Raw genomic sequence first — 19,998 nt, forward strand, 5'->3', positions numbered from 1 at the left:
ACGGAAGACCTCGCTACGCTTGACCTCGCCGTGCTGTTGTGGACGAGTGGCGAGGAGGCATTGGACCGCTGCTGCGCGGAAGCAACACGAGGTTTGAATGGCTGACCAGCACGCCGTGGAAGACACCGTCTTACTGTGAGATGTTGCTTGCGCCGATAAATCCCAAGAACCACAGGAAAGTGCACACGTAAAAGAGCAAGAACATGATGTAGGGAATGTCCCAGAGCCAATAGTGCTTGGACGTGGTGCGCGTGACTCTCAACGCCACGACATTGATGCAGAGGACGAAGAAGGCATTGGTTAGCGGCTCCGCAAGCTTGGCTGGTGCGTCACCTGGCTCAAAGGCGAGGGTCACCAGGAGGATGAGGATGGGTGTTACGAATTGAAACACGTTGCGGCGCCGCTCGATCCATGGGCCGAGCATGATGCCAGGCTTGCGGTTGGTTTCAGAAGTCACGCCTCAAGATAGAGAGTCGGAGACGGAATCGAGAGGCAAAAGTCGCATCACGCGTCAGAAGGCATGACGCCGCTTTGTAGGCCGTTTCCTACGTGATGACCCCTCTCGAGCGGCCACAGCCTAAGGGCATGTCGCAAATCGTCAAGAGAAACAATTTGAGGCGTGCGGAAAGAAGAAGGCCCTCAAGAGAGGGCCTTTCGACATAGAAGGGTCGGTTTCGCGTTACTCCAACGGAAAGGACACGAGGCGTCCATCGCTGTTCACATACCAAATGTCGCCGTTCGGAGCGAACTCCAGACTCAGGGCGTTACCGACCGTTGGTAAGGACAGCAGGCGGTCTTCCTCAAGGTCGAACAGTTTCAACGCGCCTTCCTGCAACGTCCACATGCCACCAAAAGGATCGAGCTTGAAGTCACCTCCTTTGAAAGACTTGGGCAGCAGACGCTGATCAATCGTCCCCGTAGAGGGATCGAGCACACCGAGCGTGTTCGTGCGCGAGTCGACGTACCACACGTGATCTTTCGCATCGACACTGGAATACGGCATGTCCGTCCCGCCAATCGGGAACTTCTTGAAGGTCTTCGTGGTGGTGTTGAATTGCACAAGCGCCGGGTTGGAAGGGAACTGCATGAACCACAGGTTGTCCTGAGCGTCCATCGTGCTTCGTGATGTTAACTGCGCATCAGGCACCGTGTACTCCTTGAACTCGAGCGAGGCCGGGTCGAACTCGGTGAAGGTATTATTCTGACGCTTGATCCAGAGGTGACCGTTGCTGGCGCGACTGATGGACGTCAGCAGATTCGCGTTGTCCTCGGGTGTGAAGATGTCAACCGCGCCGTTCGTGGGATTCAGGCGCAGCAACGCCACCGGATCTTGAACGACCGCCCAAATCATGCCGTCCGGAGCGATCAGGAAGTCGTAGGTGTCCGTGTCCGTGAAGGACGACGCTTGTTGCAGCAAGCGGTACGTTCGCCACGTGCGGGCGGCAGGGTCGAAGCGAAAGATGGCGTTACTTTCCACTTGATGTTGCCCTGCGCTCAGCCAGAGGGTGCCGTCCGGAGCGCGCAGCAACTTCTCGATTCGCACCGCCGCTTGAAGACCGGGGGGCGTGAACGACGGTTGACTGACGAATTGAACGTCCCGTTCCTGCGTGACGCCTTGGCCGCTGAACCGGACTTTGACTTTGGTGAAGAGCGGCGTGTCGTTCGTGACGTTCAACGTGAGCCGTAAGTACGCGTCGGCGCTGTTGACTTGAACGGGGTCGGCGGTGAGGGTCACGCCAAGCGGTGGGTCGACGAGGCTCGCGGTGACGGCGCCGTTGAAGCCACCGGTGGCCTTGATGATGGCTTGGCTTTGCACGGGAACGCCTTGCGTCGCGGCCGCGTTGAGTGTCACGAGGTTCACGGTGAACCCCGGGGTTGATGCCGTCGGGTTGCTGCCACAGGCAGCCAGCGCGAGGGGAACGGTGAGGGCGGTGGTGAGACGTTGTAGGAGAAGACGTTTCATGCGTCGCGGAGTCTAGCGTGTCTGGCCTTACAACGAAATGCCAACGGGAGCGCTGTCACCGAGCCCCAACCTCCGCCTGAATCGGCACCGCCTGAGGCGTGTCGCAAGTCGTCGAGAGGCGCTTTCCAACCATCTGCGGTATAGGAGAGGCCCTCACTTGAGGGCCGACGTCGAGGGTGCTTGCCGAGCGGCCATGCCGCTTGACGTTCCACGCCTTCCTTCGACTCATCCACGTTCTGCAGGCTCATGCCATGCTTTCCTGTGCAACGTTTTCTTTTCCTTCTTCTCACAGTTGCCTTAAATTCCGCGACCGCCGCCGCACCTCAAAAAACCGGCGAAACGCTGTTAAAAGAACTGCCCGGCATGGCGCAACGAAGCGCCCTCGAGCAACAGTACGGCGCGGGCATGTTCACCGTGCAAGCCCCCTTGCCGCTCGTCGTCGAACGCTTCGCCGGATTTCAAATCAGCGATCCCAAGGTCGATCAGCGAGAGCGGACGTACACCATGAACGGCGAAGGCCTCAGGGGCACGCTGATCGCCACCCAAGCGCCCAACGGCACCTTCATCAACAAGTTGACCCTCAACGCCAGCGTCACCACGAACGGCGAACCACTCTTCGTGACGCTCGCCGCCTTGACGACCTTCGCGTTCCACTGCTTCGACGTGGACAGCTGGAAGCCGGAAAGCAAGGGAAAGAGCTGGCAAGAAGCAGTCCTGAGGCAAACCGCGACCCGCAACAGTCCTCAAGACACCTACAAGTGGACGTACAACGACGCTGGCCTTCAAGCCACCCTGCTCGCCGAACCGAGCGAGGAGATGCTGTCCGTCACGTTCGAAATTCAAGCGAAGGACACGCTGCAACCCAACGCGCGTCAGTGGATTCGCGCTTGCACCTTCGGAAAGCAAGCGCTGCTGCAGACCTTCAAGTAAACGCGGGCGTCTGCGCCGCGTGACGGCAACGCAGACACTCAAGGCATCAAGGGCACGTCCAAGCGACGTGTCTTGCGCTCGACCGCGCCGACCGAACAAGGCGGCGCGGCATGAACACCGCCAGGAGAACGAGAAGATGATGAAATTCACGCGTTGGGCTTCGCTCACGTTGGCCTTGACGTTCGGGGCCGCGTTCGCAGGCACGAACGAAGGCGTGCAGGCCTTCGACCGTCAGCAGTACACCCAAGCCGCTCGGGAACTCGCCGAACCGGCCCGTCAAGGCGACGCGGTCGCGCAGTTCTACCTCGCGCGCCTGTACCAAGGCGGGTTGGGCGGCCTTCCCCAAGACGACCAGCAAGCGCTGCTGTGGTACCGCAACGCCGCCGAGCAAGAGCACGCGGGCGCGCAAAACAACCTCGGCGTGATCTACGACCAAGGTCGCGGCGTGCCTCAGGATCCAGCGCAAGCCCTCGTCTGGTTCCGGAAAGCCGCCGTGCTCGGTGACGCGGCCGCGCAATTCAACTTGGGTTTGAAGTACGAGCTGGGGCAAGACGTCACGCAAGACTTCGAGCAAGCCCGTCGCTGGTACGAACAAGCGGCCGAGCAAGACAACGCGGGTGCGCAGTCGAACCTGGCCGGGTTGTACCTCAACGGTCAAGGTGTTCCGCGCGACTTCGCGAGGGCGTTGTCGTTGTTTCATCAGGCCGCAGAACAAGGGTATGCGAACGCGCAATTCAACCTTGGCGTGATGTACGCCAAAGGACAAGGCGTGCCACGCGACGACCAGCAAGCCGTGGCGTGGTACCGCAAGGCGGCCGCGCAAGGTGATTCGGACGCGCAAACCAACCTTGGCGTGATGTACCTCAGCGGACGCGGCGTGCCAAACGACGAAGCGCAAGCGGCCGCTTGGTTCCGAAAAGCGGCCGATCAAGGCTACGCGCTCGCGCAGCATAACCTCGGCGTGCTGTACGCGGAAGGGAAAGGCGTGCCGCAAGACGATCAGCAAGCCCTGGCGTGGTACCGCAAGGCGGCCGCGCAAGGGCACGGCGACGCGTACTACAACCTCGCCTGGATGTACGAGAACGGTCGCGGTGTCACGAAAGACTTAACGGCCGCCTTCACGTGGTACCGGAAGGCGGCCGAGCAAGGCGATGCTGCAGCGCAATTCAACGTGGGCATGCTGTACCTGGAAGGGGAAGGCGTTCCGCAAGATGATCAGCAAGCCTTGGCGTGGTTCCGAAAAGCCGCGGAACAAGAAGACGTGGGCGGGCAAATCAACACCGGGTGGATGTACGAGAATGGCCGGGGCGTGCCGGTGGACTTGAGCGTCGCCTTGTCGTGGTACCGCAAAGCGGCGGAGCAAGGGGATGCGGATATACAGTTCGAGGTGGGAGCGATGTACGAGGACGGCCGGGGCGTGACGAAGGACGTGACGCAAGCGGTGGCGTGGTATCGCAAGGCGGCCGCGCAAGGACAAGCGGACGCGAAAGCCGCCCTCGCTCGCTTGGGTCGCTGACGAAGCGCGACGGTCGGGGGTGCGTGGCGCCGCGCACCCCCCGCGGTGGAACGGTCGTTGACCGCACGGCACTTGCCGCCATGTACGGACTGTCTTCGGATAACGTGGAGGGGTGCGTTCGAACTTCAAGGCTCGAGCGGTCGCGTGCGTCACAGCGATCGCGTTGACGATCGCGTTCGCGCAACCCTCCTTGCCGCAACCACTCATCGAGAGCCGCGTCGTCGCGCAACGCCTCGACGAGATCACCCGCACCCTACGAGAGCCCGCGGCGCAGGAAGCGGCCGTGCGAGACTTCGCGCGCACCTTACCTGGCGCGGTGTACGTCGACCCGGCGACCGTGCGCGCTCAGCAGCGTGCACCCGCGTGCATCGGCATTGGCGTCCCGAACGACGTGAACGCGTTGGCCACGCGCGGCTTGATCAGCGTGCAACTGGGCAGCCCGGCGTACAACGCGGGCGTGCGCGTCGGAGACGTGATCGAACGCGTGAACCAGCAAGCCGTCGAGGAACGCACGCCCCTGGCGTTGCTCTCGGCCGTGTGTGGCGCGGACGGCTCGACGGTCACGCTCACGGTGCGCCGAGGCGAACGGCGGTTCGACGTTACCGTGACGCGACGCCTGCCCATCAACGATTCGTTCAGCACCGTCCTTTTGCCGAACGGCGTCGGGTACATCGGGGTGCGCGCCTCCGCGTCCTCCCTACAGGCGTTGCCGTACGAGTTGGGCGCGGAAATCAACCGGTTGCAGCGGCAAGGCGCACGGCGATTCATTCTCGACGTGCGGGGGAACGCGTCGCTCTCCGTGCAAGACGGCGCGAATCTCGCGGACGTCTTCTTACGCGAGGGGGTGATCACGCGGGTGTACGACGTGAACGGCGAGTGGACGCCGTCGTCCTTGCAGACTGAAGCGAAGAATGGCATGTTCGACGTGGACGCGCCGTTGGTGGTGCTCGTCAACGAAGGCACGGAGAACGGCGGTGAAGTGCTCGCGGCGGCGTTGCAAGCGCACGGTCGCGCGCGCGCGGTTGGCGCGCGCACCGCTGGGAACGGCGTGATGTTCTTTCCGTTCCGCACGCCGGAAGGCGGGTGGTTGAGCGTGCCGGTGCGCGCGTGGTTCACGCCAAGTGGACGCAGCGTGCACGGGGTGGGCGTGACGCCGGACGTGATCGTGCCGAGCGACGCGGGCGTGTTCCCAGACAAGCCGGACGTTGTGCTGGACGCGTCGTTGGCGGCGGCCTTGGCGTTGCTTGCGCGCACGCCTTGACGTCACCAAGCGCGCTCGTGCAAACGAAAACCTGGGATCGTGCACATTCGAAAAACGCCGTTCCCAAAAGGCATGAGCTTCCTCTGGAAGTGAGGTACGCTTCCTGACGTTCACATCGTGATCGACGCGAGTCTCCACTTCTTATCGGGCGTTGTTCGTCGTCCGTCGGCATCTCGTTGAAGTCCATGATGTCACACCTCACCCGGACGGTCCTCGTGACCATCGACATGCATCAGCGATGCGACGAACGCCCGCAACTCCTCGCTCGCGTCCCACGCGGCCTCCTCGCGCAACCAATCGGGCAAAGCGTCGTGCACGGCGAGCGCTCGAACGAGCAACGCGCGGCACGCCGCGCAGGGTTGCAGCGCGAACAACGACGCCAGCAGCGTCAAGAGGGCCGAGGTGGGGTGCGCGTCGGCGAGCTTCGTGACGTTCTTGACGAACGCGTGCCGTTCGTCCGGCGACCACGTCGAGGCGCGCGACGCCACGTCGGTCAACAGGTCTTCATCGCCGAGCTCGACGTGCCCGTGCAGTAGTTCCGCGCCGTCGCCTTCCCGTCCGGGCGTGCGCAGCAACCGCAGCGCGAGCGTGCGCACGTCCGGATGCTGAAGGTGCCCCAAGGCGCGCACGGCCCGGTACGAGACAACGCTGTCGTCGTGCTCCGCCAACGCGATCAACCGCGTTGGATCGCGTGGAAAGGGCCGACGAAGGAACACGGTCAGCATTGCCTTGAGGCGCCCAGAGTCCCGCTCGACGTCGAGGTCACGCGCGAGTTCCGCAACGTCCGCGTCAGCGGCCCGTTCACCCCACCGCATCAAGGACGGATTGAACGTGCGGCTGCGCTCGACTTCCCGCCGTGCCCACGCCAGGGACACGTCGAGCGCCGCACGCTCCGAGCTGTTCGCGGTGACGCGCCCTGCGAGCTCTTCGACGCGGTCCAAGTATGCGCGCACATCCTCGTCATGTTCGTGAACGCGAAGCAGATCATTCACGACGTCCTCGCCGAACAATCCACGCGCATCCTGAAGCAACTCCCCGTCCTCCACGCGCTCCGCGTCACGCCGCAACGCCCGGCCGATGTCGCGCAGTAACTCGGGGAGGATGCGAAGGCCGCGCAGGTCGAGCAGGGCCGGTCCGAAGAACCGCACGAGTTGATCGTCCGCGTCGGCTGCTTGGCGAAAGCGCGCTCGCAACTCGCGCGCGGCGTGTTCGTCTCCGTCGAAGGCGAGCAACTTGAGCAACTCCACGAGTTGTCGCGCATCCCAAAACTGCGCGGTCGTATCGCGCAGGTCATCAAGGGCGCGCAAGACGTGCGGGCGTACGTCCGGCCACACCCCGGTGAGTTTCGCGGCGTCCGCAAGGTACACGCTCGTGCGCCCTTCGAGTTGCGCGTCGAACGCGGTGTCACGCACGCACGCGTCCAGCACGACCGCGCGGACCGCCGTGCGTTCAGCGTCACTCGCGCGTTGAAGGTGCAAAAGCGCGCGGCCCAACCCGTCGTGCAACGCGCGTTCGAACGCGGCAAGATCATCAAGCACGCTGCGCTCCTGGCTGGAACGGCATGGCGTCACGATGAAAGATCATGATGATCCTGCTTCGCCGCGTCGTTCACGTGAAGCGTGCTCGATGGCATGTAACGCGTCGTGCGCGACGTTCGCGATCGTGATGCCGTACCCGCTCGCGCCAAGCGTCTCGCCGTCAAAAGCGCGCATCGGTCGTTCGTGCTGCGTCAGCAACGCCTGCAACGCCGGAATGGCCGCTGGATGCCCGAGCTTTCCGAGGGCGCGCGCCGCTTCGAGGCGCAGCACGCCATCCTCGTCGTGCGTCAAGGCGATCAGCGCGTACACGGCTTCCCGGTACCGCCCTTGCTCCATCACGCGCAGTAATGCCGAGCGTACGTCTGCGTTCGGTTCCTCGCCCAGCCGGCGGACGAGCGCGCCGCGCACCACAGGCTCCTTCAATTTGCCGAGGCGCAACACCCAGCCTTGCCGCACGTACGCCACGCGCTCCTCGCTCAGCAACACCAGCACGCGCGGCACGATCGGCGTGAGGTCCGCGTCCGTCGCGTACTCCACGGCACGGCGACGCACCCGCTCGCTTTCGTGCTGCAAGAATTCCTCAGGGACCGGCAGGGGGTGCGCTTGCTCGTGGTTGACGTACAACCCGGTCGTGATGACTTCGGCGTGCCGCGAGGTCCACGCGACCTTGACGACGTCCGGTGTCACGGCGTCGTGCCGCTGCAACGTGAACAGCACGCGTTGAGAGGCGTCGGCGTGCTCATCGCGCTTCAGCACGTCCAGAGCGGCGCGCGTCCAGTTCGGCGCGTCAAGCACGCGCAGCACTTCGACGAGGCGCACGAGGTCATGCTCCTGCACGCGTGGCAGCCACGTCCACGCGGTTGCGGCCACGTCGTGCACGCCGTGCTTCGCCAGGAGCGTGAGCAGCGACGTCGCGACGTGCGCGTCCACCTCCACGTCCAGCGCACCGCGAAGAACGCTCAGCAACGCGACGTCCAGCGTTGGCGCGCGCAGCAGTGTGCTGAGGGCCGCGCGCCGCACCTCGACATCCTGCGCGGCGGTCCGCACGACGTTCACGAGGTCGGGTTCCAGCAGCGGCAAGCCCCACCCGAAGCCGTTCATGTCGTACCCGGCGAGCAATTCTCGCAGCCACGTTTCGTACCACGTCAAGAAGTCCGGGAAGGGCGAGAAGAACGGCGGCGACGTGAGGTTCCAGTCGACGTACACGATCCTGCCTTGATGCGCGCCCGACACGATCAGCAGCACGTCGAAGGTGCAGCCTTGCGTCAGGAGTGTCACGAACCCGTCGTAGATGGCGTCGCTGTCCTCGGGGAGGTGCAATGCGACGCGCCAGTCCACGCCGTCGGGCATGTTCGGGTGCAGCGGGGACGGTCGGTCCACGCGGCCTTCCTGCGCGGCTTCGTGCAGCGAGTACAAGCCGTAGTCTTGCCCGGCGCCGCCGTTGCCGACGTGCACGAGGAAGTCACGGTACGCGTCGGGCAGGCGAACGCCGTGCTGCGCTTCGAACGCGGCGACGTCCGCCTCGCCGAGCGGTGGGCCGAGATGGAAGTGGTGCGCGCCCGAGCCGAACACGTCACGTGATTGACGGCGCGCCTCGGCAAGGCGGGAGTGAATGAAGTCGATGCGCGCGTGATTCATGTCGTTACGCTAGCAAGGGCGCGGCGAACGGGCATCCGCACGTCGGCGGACGAGCGCGTGGCCGACAGGCTGACCGTGCGGCACAATCAACTGGGAGGTCGAGCGCGTCGTTGACCGTACAAGCCGTGGAGATCGCCTTGCGTGACTTGCTGCCCTCGTTGGGCTGTGACTTCACCGTCAACCACCCGGGACGTCACGTCCAGAGCGGCCCTTCTCGCACATCGACGCTCGTCTCTCGGTTCATGACCGCGAGGTGTACGACTTGAGCTTCGACGAGGTACGACCATTGGGGTTGCACGAACGTCGACCAACGCTTGTGTCCGTCTCATGCGGCAAGCTTAAGTTCGGCGGCCATCAGAGCGAGCTCGTCGTGACACCGCCACTGCCAAAAACCCATCTCCTCGCAATCGAATAGAACGGCGAGGTCATACGCGAGAAGCCGCTCGCCTGCTCGTTCCTTCCACCTTCCACGGGCTTTCCATGCGTTTGACGAAGTCGTATCAGTGAAAGGAGCGAGGATTGGTCACATCACGTCATCCAGTAGGCGCCGTAGAAAGGCGTCGTACGCGTCTTTCATCGGCAGGTCGGTGTCGATCTTCACGCGGCGGCGCGTTGCTTTCACGACCTCGTTCGTGACGGGATTGAAGCCGTCCTTCTCGTACGTTTCCCAGTACACGCCGACGCCGCGCCGCTGCCAGGCGGGCACCTCGTTGAAGTTCACGCCGCGCTCGAACAGCAACTCGTTCTTGAAGGCCACCGTTTGCCCTTCGAGAATTCGCGTGGCTTCGGCGACGCTCTTGCCTTCTTGCCGCAGCGTCCAGTACGCGAGGCCGTTGAGGGCGCAGCGCGCCGCGTCCGCTTGCCGCCAGCGAAAGTAATCCACGACGTCCTGCTCCTTCACGCCGAGCCACACGCGGCTGTCGAAGGTCGCGCGTGCCCCGCACGCGAGGCTGAACGTCGCCGAGGCGAAGCCCGCCGAGAGGCTCACGAGCTTTTCGAGTTCCCGGTCGAACAGCGTCCACGACGGCGGGAAGAGGACGCTGATCTCGTCGCTTTCCGTGTACGCGTACACGCCCCCGAATTCTTCGAGAAGTGCCCGCGCGGTTTCAGTCATGAAGGCGCTCATGCGTTCGTCGAACGGCTTGGCGAAGCGCGTCGCCGTGAACGTGGAGAAGCCGCGCCCGTCGACGCGCAAGACCGTCCACGCGCCGGGCAGGAGTTTGAGGTTGTGGTAGTACTCCAGGGCGCGCAGGCGCGCTTCGAAGTCATTGTTGTTCATCGCAGAAGTCTTTCTTGGATTTGGAAGGTGTCGCTTTCGAGGCGCACGTCGAAGAGCGTGTCGAAGCCTTCGGCGAAGGTCGGGGCTTGGAGGCGCTTCAAAGTCGCGAAGACGGCGACGTCGGGTACGCGCGCCTTGCCTTCGCGGCGTCGATTGCGTTCCAGCGAGCCGCGCACGTTCGGCACGAAGAAGTACCCGACGAGGCGCGCTTCGTATGCCCGCCCGAGGGCGATGAGGTCCACTCGCTCTTCGACCGTCGGGTTGGTGTTGTCCACGACGACGCTTCGTCCCGCTTGCAGCGCTTCGGCGACGAGTTGAAGCTGCCGTCTCGTCTTGTTGCGGTTGTTGGGGAAGAGGTCCTTGCTGACGAGGGCGTGCGACGCGGCGAAACGCGCTTGGTACAAGGTGGACTTGCCGGCGCCTTGCAACCCGACGAAGAGCACGAGTTCGAGCGGCGGGGGAGAAGGCAGGTCGTCAGCGAGGATGTCGCGCGCTCCGTCCTTCCCACGAAGGCATTCCTGTCGTGCTCATTCGCTGGGTGAAGGCGCGATTGAAGGACAGGTTGCTCAGGGTTCGGGCGGCGCGATTCATGAAGTCGAGTGTAAAGCGTCCACGGGGAGGGGGGATGGGCTGCGTGGCGTACGCCGTCGTGTCAGGTCAGGCGCGCGAGGGCCGCGAAGAGCGCGTCGACGTTCGCGCGTTCCGGCAGGCCGGCAACTTGCCCGTCGCCGAGTTCCACCACGCGCCACGCGCCGTCCTCACGTTTCGCGACGTCCATCGTGAAGAAGCGGCTGGGCACGCGCGCGGCGAGCGCTTCGAACGCGTGGATGGGCACGGTCTCGCCGTGGTACTCGCCTTCTTCCCAGTACTCGCTGCTGAGCACGACCTTTCCGTCGAGGACGAAGAGGCGGTGTTCGCGCGTGAGCGGCATGCCGCTTTTCGAGTGCGCGCTGAGCGCCGCGAAGCGTTCGAATTCGCGCAGGACGAGGCCGCCGACGAGGTCGCGGCCTTGCCGCGCGAGGAAGGTGTCGATGACGTGCCGAGCGGACGGGCGGTCGCTCGCGTCGGGAATGAAGCAGGCCTGGGACCACTCGTGCTTGCGGCTTTTGACGTAGTCCTTGACGATGAGGGGCGAGCCGCCGAAGGTGTCGAGGGCGGCGTCGACGTGCGCGTGGTTGACGTCGCTGGGCGTGTCGCCGGGAATCCAAGTGCTGCGGGGGGTGTCGTCGCGCAGCGCGTCGTACCAACTGGGCAGGAGGTGCGTGAAGCGGTACGCGCTCGGGTCGGTGAGAAGGCGGGCGCCGCGTTCGATCAGCGCGGCGTGCAGGGCGTCGTACGCTTCGGGGCGCAGCATCCACCCGCGGTACACGAGGGGGGAGGCGTCGAGGTGGCGGGGTAGCCAGCGCAGGGCGCGGGTGAGGTGGCCGTCGAGGAGGGCTTCGAGGTCGAGCAGCGCGTGAGGCAGCCCGTGCCGCTCGGCGGCATCGACTTCGGGAGCGTACGCTTCGTCGGGCGTGCGGCCGGCGAAGGGCATGGCGGGTACGAGCAGCACGCGACGAGTATAGGCGGCATCTGGGCGAGCAGTACTGCCTGATATCCCTGCTCGTGACGCACGCTCGGGCAGGAAGGATTTCGTGGAGACCGTAGGTAGGCGTCGACCTGAACATGGAAGACGAAGGCGTCAAGTTAGGGTTTTAGATTTTCGCCGGGAGGGTCAAATAATCCGCTCAACCGACTCTACTTCCACACTTTTTCGCCCTTCCCCTCTTGTCGAGTTGAGGTATACCCTAGATTGCCTGAGAGCTTTGGTCAGAAAGCGAAGGGACGTGCTGGCCCTTCGGCAACAGCAGGGTGGGCAGAGGAACGTTCCTCTGCCCACCCTGCTGTTGCTCAAATCTACCGGTGCGTTTCCTGCCCGGCTGAATCTTTACTCGCCCGAGGAGGACACCTGAATTTCCTGCGGCGGGTTCGTCGTTTCACGAGCCGTCTTCAGCGCCGTCGTCCACCACGCGAGTTCTTCGAACAGGGCCGTCACGCTCGGCTCCAGGTACGTCAGTTCATCGAGGTTCTTGCCTTGCTGCCACGCCGCGAAGAAGTCCCCACCTTGAATGTGTACCGCCGTACGCAACGGAGCCATTTGCAACTCCACCGCGATTCCCCTCAGGTGCTCGATGGCGCGCGCCGCACCGACGGAGCCGTACCCGACGAAGGCGACGGGCTTCTTGTTCCACTCGGGGTACGCGTAATCGAGGGCGTTCTTGAGCGCGGCGGTCGGGCCGTGGTTGTACTCGGCGGTGATGATCACGTACCCGTCGAACTCGGCGAGTCGTTGTTGCCAGCGTTGACCGACTTCGTTTTGCGTGGGTGCCCAAGCGTTCGAGGCGACTTCGTTGAACAGTGGCAGTGGGAAGTCACGCAAGTCGAGCACTTCGAAGTTGAGGTCGGTGCGTTGGGCAGCTCGCTTCATGAACCACTCGGTGGGTTTGTCTGCGAAGCGGGTGTCGCGGGTGCTGCCGATGATGACGGCGATCTTCGGGTTGTTGGGGTTCGTCATGTGCTGCTCCTTACGAGGTGAGGCAGTGGGCGAGGAAGGGCTGGCCGTGACGGGCGTCGAGGAAGATTCGTTGGTGAAGCGTCGGCGGTTGATGAGCCAGGCAGTCCCGGCAACGGCGGCGGCGAGTAACGCGAGGGTCAGTCGAGGCATGGATCCTTCGGGAAGCTTTAGCGAGATTGGATGGGAGCTTTGCGGGAGCGGCCCCAGGCGATCACGCCAGCGAGCGCGGCAAGGATGAGGTTCATGGGCAGCATCATGCCTTCGCCGCGCGTCAGGTGGAAGATCGAAGCGAACACCATCACGAGGACCAAGCCGAGCGCGGCAAGGGGCGTGAGGGCCGGGCGGACGCGGAAGGCGGCAGGAAGGATCAAGCCGAGCGCACCGGCCACTTCAGCGAGGCCAATGAAGCGCACGAGCAAGGCGGGCACGTCACCGGCCCAGGGTAGCGTCGTGGCGAGCTGCTCGATAGGCATGCTGATCTTCATCAAGCCGGTCATGAGGAACGCGGCGGCGAGGAGGACTTGCAGGATCCAGAAGGTGATGTGCAGAGCGCGGTTGGTGCGGGGGGCGGTGGTGCGGGTCGTGGTGGTCATGGCGTACTCCTGGAGGTGTGAGTGAGGGGTGGTGAGAGCTCAGGCGGCGTGCAGGTGGATGGTGTTGGTGTGCGAGAAGGAATCACCAACTCCTTGTTACGTCCTTTAGTGTTTAAACATCCATCCAGAAGAAGAGAAGGAAACTTACTTCACCACCAGCCGCTTGCGAATCAACGAGAGCACTTCGATCAACGAATACAACTGCCCCGGCGTCAAATGCCCAAACTGTGCGTGATGCAACGCCGCAAGCGGTTCGTCCAAAGAATCCACCAGCGTCCGGCCTTTCTCGGTCAGTGCCGTCGGAACGCAGCGGCGATCAGTGGTACTGCGAACCCGGCTCACAAGGCCCATTTCTTCCATCTTGTCGAGCATGCGGGTGACGTCTGGCATGCGACTCAGGAGCCGATCGCGGATGTCGTTCCGACCGAGTCCTCCGTCACCGGCACCGCGCAGGATACGCAGCACGTTGTACTGGGTGGGGCTGAGGCCGTACTCGCGTAAGAAAAGTTCGCTTTGGTCGGCGAGAAGTTGGGCGGTGCGGTGCAAGTTGAGCAACGCTTCTTCTTCCAAGCTTTGGAAGGGGCGTTGTTGTTGGATTTCTTCGCGGAGCGTGTCGCTCATGGAAAACAGTATAGGTGTTACAACATGGAAATGCAAGGGGTCCCCACCTCAACTCAAACCGCAGCACAGAACTACCCTCCAGTTCTGACCCTTGACCAGGAATGACCAGATCAGCTCACTTCCTGCATGTGGAGAAACCTAACGACCACGATGCACCCACCCATGCCGTCAACGCTCAGCCAGTACAAGCCCACTCTGGACATGTCTCTCGGTAGGTCTCGCGTTCAGGCTCTTTTTCAGACTTACCGGAGTGGTCAGTCGAGCGCGTGGGTCAGGAATTGAAGGGCGTGACCCAGAAACGACCGGCGAACACCAGCAGCGCGAGCAACGCAAGCACCAACGCCGGCACCGGCGTCTCCCGGCGTCTCAAGTGCACGCTGACCGCGCCGAGCATCAGCGCCGCGAGCGCGAGCGCCGCGACGGGCGTGAGCCACGTCAGCACTCCAAGAGCGGCTGGGAGAATCAGCCCGAGCCCTCCGAGGACTTCGGCGGCACCGATCAGGCGGATGGCGCTCGGATCGAAGTCGGCCGTCCACGCCATCGCCGGGTTCTTAGGTTTGCTGAGTTTGGCGAGGCCGCTGGCGAGAAACGCGAGGGCGAGGAGGACTTGCAGGACCCACAAGACGATGTGCATTCGATGCTCCTAGAAGCGCCCGAGATCAGGCAGTGAGAAGGAGGGTGTGGCCCACCGGGTCACGAACGAGGAATCCGTCGGCGACGCGTTCGGCGCGAGGAAGTCGCTGCAGGGCTGCGTCAAGTCGAGCAGGGGAGTCGTAGCGGATGGTGAAGCGGCGCAGTCCAGCCGTTCCGGGCCGTGGCGGTGGTGCACCGACGCCTTGCCACGTGTTGATGGCGAGGCGGTGCGGGAAGCGTCCGTTGGCGTGCAAGTCGGCCGCGCCCATCTGTGGCATGACGAGGTTCTCCTCGAAGCCGAGGTCGTCGCGGTAAAAGCGGAGGGCCGCATCGAGGTTCGGGACGTGCAGGTGCACGTGCCCAACCTTGGTTCCTTCGGGCACGGGTCGGTTGAAGTCACGGTCGGGCAGCACGGCCAGGAGCGCTTGGACGTCCAGCGGGTCGCGCCCGCTGCGGACGCGGCCTTCGCTGTCGATGATCTCGATTCCCGCGGCGGTGACGCTCATGGAGCGTTGCCGTTCGGGCGTTTCGAGGGTCAACTCGAGGCCGATGCCGTCGGGGTCGTTGAGGTAGATCGCCTTGGACATCACGTGGTCGGTCGGGGAGATCGGTTCCCGGCGGATGATCAGTCGGGCGAGGACGCGGGCGAATTCGATCTCGTTGGGCAGGTGGATGGCGACGTGGTAGAGGCCGCTGTGGCCGCGCCTTACGGGGGAGGTGGCTCCGCCGTGTAGTACGAGGAGCGTTTCGCGCTCGGTGCCGAGTTCGAGTACGCTGCCGCTCTTGCTTCTCAGTCGCAAGCCGACGGTGTCTTGCCAGAATTTGAGGGACTTCTCGGGGTTGGTGACGTCAAGGTGGACTGGGCCGAGGGTGGCGAAGTCGCTTGGAACGGTGCTTGGGGTGGGGTTGGCTGGTTCGGTGATCATGGGGCCTCCGGTAGGATGGTGGTTCGTGGTCGTTCTCAACTTGCGGAGGCTACCCTCCGCTTATGAAATACCATAGCATACAAACGGAGGCATGCCTCCGTTTGCTAGACTACAAATGTGAACACTTCCCAGCCGACTCCGCTCCGGAAAGACGCGGAACGCAACCGCGCCCGCATCCTTGAGGCGGCACGCGCCGTGTTCGCCGCCCACGGCGTTCACGCCTCCCTCGAAGCGGTCGCAGAACGCGCCGGCGTCGGCATCGCCACCCTTTACCGCCGCTTCCCCACCCGCGCCGACCTCGTCGGCGCGCTCTACGACGAGGAGTACACCGAATACGGCACAGCCCTCGACGAAGCCCTTGCCTTCGACGACGCTTGGCGCGGCCTCGAACACTACTTCGAGCGCGTTTGCCAACACCAAGCGTCCCATGCCGGCTTGCCCGACGCTCTCACGACGACGCTACCCGGCAACCGGCACCTCGAGGCGGGCCGTGCGCGGCTACGCGAACAGATGTCACAACTTATCGCCCGGGCGCAGCAGCAAGGCACTTTGCGAGCGGACGTCACGCCGGAAGATCTCGCCTTCGTCCTGATAGGAACCGGAGCGGTCGTTGCGGCGACGTCGCCAGTCGCGCCAAACGCGTGGCGACGCCACCTCGCGCTCACGCTCGACGGCTTCCGAGCGGAGGGCGCGCGGACACTGCCGGTCCCACCCCTCTCGCAGCGGCAACTGTTCCGCGCCATGCTCAGGCGCGGACTTCCATAGCGTGCATTCATGCCCGCGGCGTTCTTGAACGAAGAACAAGCGGTGCCAGAGTGCGTATATGAACGATTGGAGTTCGTTCTACACGCACTCTTGGCCGTACCGTGAGGCATGGCGACCTGCGATCTGGGTCACGTCACCGATGGCGAATGAGTTTCACTCGGCAACTCCCAGGTTCTTTCGACACAGGACGTCCACTTGTACTGAAGTACTGAATCGCCGCGACCTCGAGGGCGCGACGCTCTACGTCGTCACGACCGCTGCGCTGGGCGCTTCCTGCCCGCTGACTTCCCCAAGTGGACGACCTTCGAGGGAGTGGAGTTCCAAACGACAAGACCTCACTGGAGAGATAGGGATCTGGCTGTTGGACTCCTTGCTTGCAAAGCGGCGAGCATGCGCTGCTCGAGGCTACGTCAACCAAGCCTGAACGGCCTGTTTATCGACGCACTTTGGCTGCGTACCGCCTATGCCCTCGGCAGTAGGTGGTGGAACACAGAAAAGAAGGGCGTCCGCGGCCTCCTTCTGAGGAAATGATAGCTGTAGAATCCAGGAAATTGCCTTTATATCAGGCAGGAGGCAGGCCAGGGCAAGTCGGTGGCCTCAACATTCACCGATTGACATAAGATGTTATAACATCTATCTTGAATTCGAGCGAGGACGAGGAGCCGAGCATCGAACCTCAGCCTCCAAAGGAGCGCCCATGAACGTCCAAGGCATCACCTGGCACGCCGTCACTCTGGAACCTGAAGCCTTCGAAGCCACCAAGCAACTCACCATCCAGGTGCTTGGCCTGCAACCCATGATGGAATTCGAAGGCGTTGCGGTGTTCAGCACGTCCAACGGGACGCTGCTGGAACTCTACACCCACCAGGCTGTGCCTCCCTTCGGATACAACGGCAATGTCGCCTTCGGGTTCCGGGTGGACGACATCGAAGTGGCCAGTCAGCAACTCGAAGCTGCCGGGTACGAGCTGCTGGGTGAGATCAACCGGGTGCCCGAAATGAACTACGCCTACCGGCACTTCCGTGGCCCTGGAGGCATCATCTACGGGCTGAACGAACAACGCTGAGCGGCAAAGCAACACGCCACTTCAAGCCCAGATCCCGGAAGTAAGTTCACTTCCGGGATCTGCCTTCCCTCAGGGTGCCCTCTGCGCCCTGAAGGAAGCGAAAAGAGCCAAGGGGAACGGAAAAGCCGTGCAACGAAAAAAAGTGGAGCTAAGACAAAGGGGCGAGAAGTCCACTGTTCGCAGACCGCCGCCTTCCACGCCTGCAAGTTCACCGCTTGACCTCGAGCAACCTACAACGTGTTTGACTCTGTCGCACTGACCTTCCAGGTCTGCCCGATACATGGGCTCATCGAAAACGCCTTGAGCAGTCCACCACAGACCGGTCAGGCCACCTTCGTTCGGCTCTCCCCGGCGGTGACGGGGATCTGCCAGCAGGACCCACCCTGAGGCAGCGTGTCGTTTGACCTCCGCCTCAGGGCGTCAATCACAAGCCAGACTTCAAGTATCGACGCTGCTCGGCCACCACTTGCTTCAACGCTGGTTTTGCATCACGACTGAAGTACGGGAAACTGGTGAAGGCATGCGGCATGGCGGGGTAGTCGCCTACAACGACCGGGACGTTCGCAGCACGCAGCGCCTCCGCGTACCGCAGGCCGTCGTCACGCAACGCGTCGTACCCGGCCACTTGAATGAGGGCGGGCGGCAAGTTCGTATGGCTCGGCGCTCGCAGTGGCGAAAGCCGCCAGTCCGTCCTCAACGTTCCTTCCGGAATGTAGAACCGTTCGTACGCCTTCATATCAGCCGCGTTGAGGATGATTTGATTTGCATGGCGTCGACGTGATTCCGACTCCTGACTCAAATCCGTGGCCGGGTAAATCAGCGCTTGATGGTGAATGACAGGGCCACCCTGATCTCGCGCGAGTAAGCACAGCACGGCCGCCAGATTGCCACCTGCACTTTCACCCATCACGCCGATTCGGCCTTCCGCGCCGAGAGCGGCCATGTTCGCCGCACTCCACTTCAGCGCATCGAAGCAGTCTTCCAGCCCCGCCGGGAACGGATGGGCAGGTGCCAAGCGGTACTCCACCGAGACGACCACGGCGTCGAGGTCAGCAGCGACCGTGCTGCTCATCCAGTCCGCTATGTTCAAATCCCCTTGAGCCCAGCCACCGCCGTGCAGTGCGAGAACCAAGGGCCTCGGTGCGCTGGTAGGACGCTCGGGCGTGTAGATACGGATGGGGATGTGACCCGCACGCCCTGGAATCATCCGGTTTTCCTGGCGCACCCCACGCCGAGGCCAGCCAGTGATGAGCCGAAAGACAAAGCCAGACTGCGGCGCGCTCGAGCGCTGAATCTGCTCTTCCGCGGTAAGGTCCGCGACGACAGGACCGGGCAGTCCTTTGAGCAGGGCGTCGAGGACCCTCATCCTTGAATCCAGGGGAACGGAGGCGTCAACTGGACGCGACGCGAGCCGGTACTGACGATATGCCATGGCCCCCAGCAAGATCAGCGTTCCCACCCGGAAGATGCGGCGGGCGGTTCTGCGAGTCGAGGCGTGACGATCAGAGGAAGACGGATTCATGTAACTCCTGACGAAGCTGAGAGAGTGACCGATCGGCGTCCAAGACGCGGACAACGTCCGCGCCCATGTAGAGTTTCAGATGTTCAGGCCGACGTCGAAGGTCGCGGTGTACCCTTCCGTGAGGCTGCCTTTGAGGTCCAGCAGCAATTGGCTTCCACCATTGCGGTAGAGGATGTCCGTGCTGTTCAGCCGGTCTCGCTGTCCCTTAGTGTTGTACGGCGCGCGGGCATGCACGACATCCGTGATCGAGTCCGGGAAGTAGAGCTGCGTCGTGAACTCCCCGGTGACCTTCCCGTCGGTGATCACACTCATGCTGAAGTGCAGGTGCACGGAGCGCCCGGCGTACCAGCCGGGATAGATGGTGCGAAACGAGGCCTTCCCGTTCGCGTCGGTGAGCTGATACCCGCGCAGGAAGTCCTGCCCGCGAGTGTCGAACTGATCGGCGTTGTCCGCTACGCCGCTGTACACGCCCAGCGCGTCGCACTGCCACACGTCGATCTTGACATTCGCACGAGGCTCGCAGGTGTTGAGTGCCACGCGGGACACCACGAACTCCAGGGTGAGGGGAACGCCATCCTGAACGGCCCCGCCACTCGTGTTGGCGCGGATGTCGCGGCGGTTGAGTTCATTGGAGACGAAGTACGGGCCCTCGATCTGAGCTGGGCGGACCACGCAACCCGGCAAGCTTTTGGCCCCAGTCGTGCCGGCGCTGTTCCTGCCCGTGAAGAACCACCAGCCATACAAGCCCGCACCGACCGCCGTGCCCCCCGCACTCAGACCGAGCAGTTGCAGGGCACGGCGGCGACTCAGCACCTGGCCAACTTGTTGATCATCATTGTCCATACGGACCTCCAGCGGAAGAAAGAGTGGGAGGGCGTGCAACTACGCACTCGGGGATGAACAACGAAGGCCGGTCCACCCTGCAGCACAAGAAGTGTCGACCGGCCTTCGTTGTTCACGCTCGTCGTGCCATCAGGTGGGACGTTTCCGGGAACTGGTGAGGTGCGAATCGTGCATGACCTGAAGCTGAACGTTCCGCCCTTTAACACGACGGAGACGCTTCAGCCTCAAGTCAATGCCGCCTGATGGGACGAGTTCAGCGGGCTTGAATGGGGGCTTTGCGGGCGCGGCCCCAGGCGATCACGCCGGCCAGTGCGGCCAGGACGAGGTTCATGGGCAGCATCATGCCTTCG

At 63.3% G+C, this 19,998-nt stretch carries 19 protein-coding genes; 5 read left to right on the top strand and 14 right to left on the bottom strand.

Annotated elements, in window-relative coordinates:
- Positions 1-130: 130 nt before the first annotated feature.
- Both DES52_RS20200 and DES52_RS20205 read right to left on the bottom strand, forming a co-directional pair.
- Positions 131-457 (bottom strand): hypothetical protein, encoded by a 327-nt coding sequence (locus DES52_RS20200; RefSeq protein ID WP_146237403.1) that lies wholly within the window; start codon positions 455-457, stop codon positions 131-133.
- A gap of 222 nt (positions 458-679) precedes the next feature.
- The gene (locus tag DES52_RS20205; protein WP_146237404.1) at positions 680-1,963 is read right to left on the bottom strand and encodes an NHL repeat-containing protein; all 1,284 of its coding nucleotides are present in this window, start codon (positions 1,961-1,963) and stop codon (positions 680-682) included.
- Between the two features lie 363 nt (positions 1,964-2,326).
- Here DES52_RS20205 and DES52_RS20210 point away from each other — a divergent pair, with 363 nt between their 5' ends.
- The 3 genes from DES52_RS20210 to DES52_RS20220 all read left to right on the top strand — a co-directional run bounded on the left by DES52_RS20210 (position 2,327) and on the right by DES52_RS20220 (position 5,670).
- Positions 2,327-2,893: a hypothetical protein gene (locus tag DES52_RS20210; protein ID WP_110888641.1), complete on the top strand. Its 567-nt coding sequence runs from the start codon at positions 2,327-2,329 to the stop codon at positions 2,891-2,893.
- A 136-nt stretch (positions 2,894-3,029) separates the two neighbouring features.
- Positions 3,030-4,409, top strand: coding sequence for an SEL1-like repeat protein (locus DES52_RS20215; RefSeq protein ID WP_110888642.1), 1,380 nt, complete (start codon positions 3,030-3,032; stop codon positions 4,407-4,409).
- A gap of 112 nt (positions 4,410-4,521) precedes the next feature.
- Positions 4,522-5,670, top strand: coding sequence for a S41 family peptidase (locus DES52_RS20220; protein WP_110888643.1), 1,149 nt, complete (start codon positions 4,522-4,524; stop codon positions 5,668-5,670).
- Positions 5,671-5,861: 191 nt separating this feature from the next.
- Here the strand turns inward: DES52_RS20220 and DES52_RS20225 are convergent, their stop codons facing one another.
- The 10 genes from DES52_RS20225 to DES52_RS20270 form a co-directional block, all read right to left on the bottom strand.
- On the bottom strand, positions 5,862-7,208 hold the full coding sequence (locus DES52_RS20225) for a hypothetical protein (protein WP_110888644.1): 1,347 nt from the start codon (positions 7,206-7,208) through the stop codon (positions 5,862-5,864).
- A 42-nt stretch (positions 7,209-7,250) separates the two neighbouring features.
- On the bottom strand, positions 7,251-8,846 hold the full coding sequence (locus DES52_RS20230) for a HEAT repeat domain-containing protein (protein WP_110888645.1): 1,596 nt from the start codon (positions 8,844-8,846) through the stop codon (positions 7,251-7,253).
- 523 nt (positions 8,847-9,369) lie between these two features.
- The gene (locus DES52_RS20235) at positions 9,370-10,125 is read right to left on the bottom strand and encodes a tRNA(His) guanylyltransferase Thg1 family protein (protein WP_110888646.1); all 756 of its coding nucleotides are present in this window, start codon (positions 10,123-10,125) and stop codon (positions 9,370-9,372) included.
- Positions 10,122-10,568, bottom strand: a complete 447-nt coding sequence (locus DES52_RS20240; RefSeq protein WP_245901186.1) for an ATP-binding protein — start codon at positions 10,566-10,568, stop codon at positions 10,122-10,124. Before DES52_RS20240 ends, DES52_RS20235 begins: the two co-directional genes overlap by 4 nt.
- Positions 10,569-10,777: 209 nt before the next feature.
- On the bottom strand, positions 10,778-11,677 hold the full coding sequence (locus DES52_RS20245; protein ID WP_110888648.1) for an ATP-grasp domain-containing protein: 900 nt from the start codon (positions 11,675-11,677) through the stop codon (positions 10,778-10,780).
- Positions 11,678-12,052: 375 nt separating this feature from the next.
- Positions 12,053-12,829 (bottom strand): NADPH-dependent FMN reductase, encoded by a 777-nt coding sequence (locus tag DES52_RS20250; protein ID WP_245901189.1) that lies wholly within the window; start codon positions 12,827-12,829, stop codon positions 12,053-12,055.
- 17 nt (positions 12,830-12,846) lie between these two features.
- Positions 12,847-13,272: a DoxX family protein gene (locus tag DES52_RS20255; RefSeq protein ID WP_110888650.1), complete on the bottom strand. Its 426-nt coding sequence runs from the start codon at positions 13,270-13,272 to the stop codon at positions 12,847-12,849.
- Positions 13,273-13,416: 144 nt separating this feature from the next.
- A complete protein-coding gene (locus DES52_RS20260) occupies positions 13,417-13,893 on the bottom strand; it encodes a MarR family winged helix-turn-helix transcriptional regulator (protein ID WP_110888651.1) in 477 nt (158 codons plus the stop codon).
- Positions 13,894-14,164: 271 nt separating this feature from the next.
- The gene (locus tag DES52_RS20265; protein WP_110888652.1) at positions 14,165-14,527 is read right to left on the bottom strand and encodes a DoxX family protein; all 363 of its coding nucleotides are present in this window, start codon (positions 14,525-14,527) and stop codon (positions 14,165-14,167) included.
- 25 nt (positions 14,528-14,552) lie between these two features.
- Positions 14,553-15,452 (bottom strand): VOC family protein, encoded by a 900-nt coding sequence (locus tag DES52_RS20270; protein WP_110888653.1) that lies wholly within the window; start codon positions 15,450-15,452, stop codon positions 14,553-14,555.
- A gap of 117 nt (positions 15,453-15,569) precedes the next feature.
- Between DES52_RS20270 and DES52_RS20275 the strand changes: the two genes are divergently transcribed.
- Together DES52_RS20275 and DES52_RS20280 are read left to right on the top strand one after the other, a co-directional pair.
- Complete coding sequence (locus DES52_RS20275) at positions 15,570-16,217, top strand: TetR/AcrR family transcriptional regulator (RefSeq protein WP_110888654.1); 648 nt, start codon at positions 15,570-15,572, stop codon at positions 16,215-16,217.
- Positions 16,218-16,914: 697 nt separating this feature from the next.
- The gene (locus tag DES52_RS20280; RefSeq protein WP_110888655.1) at positions 16,915-17,283 is read left to right on the top strand and encodes a VOC family protein; all 369 of its coding nucleotides are present in this window, start codon (positions 16,915-16,917) and stop codon (positions 17,281-17,283) included.
- Positions 17,284-17,707: 424 nt separating this feature from the next.
- Here DES52_RS20280 and DES52_RS20285 read toward each other — a convergent pair whose 3' ends face one another.
- On the bottom strand, positions 17,708-18,805 hold the full coding sequence (locus DES52_RS20285) for an alpha/beta hydrolase (RefSeq protein WP_110888656.1): 1,098 nt from the start codon (positions 18,803-18,805) through the stop codon (positions 17,708-17,710).
- 75 nt (positions 18,806-18,880) lie between these two features.
- The gene (locus tag DES52_RS20290) at positions 18,881-19,648 is read right to left on the bottom strand and encodes an intradiol ring-cleavage dioxygenase (RefSeq protein ID WP_110888657.1); all 768 of its coding nucleotides are present in this window, start codon (positions 19,646-19,648) and stop codon (positions 18,881-18,883) included.
- Between the last annotated feature and the right edge of the window lie 350 nt (positions 19,649-19,998).

Origin of the sequence: Deinococcus yavapaiensis KR-236 (assembly GCF_003217515.1) — a bacterium.
GTDB lineage: Bacteria > Deinococcota > Deinococci > Deinococcales > Deinococcaceae > Deinococcus_A > Deinococcus_A yavapaiensis.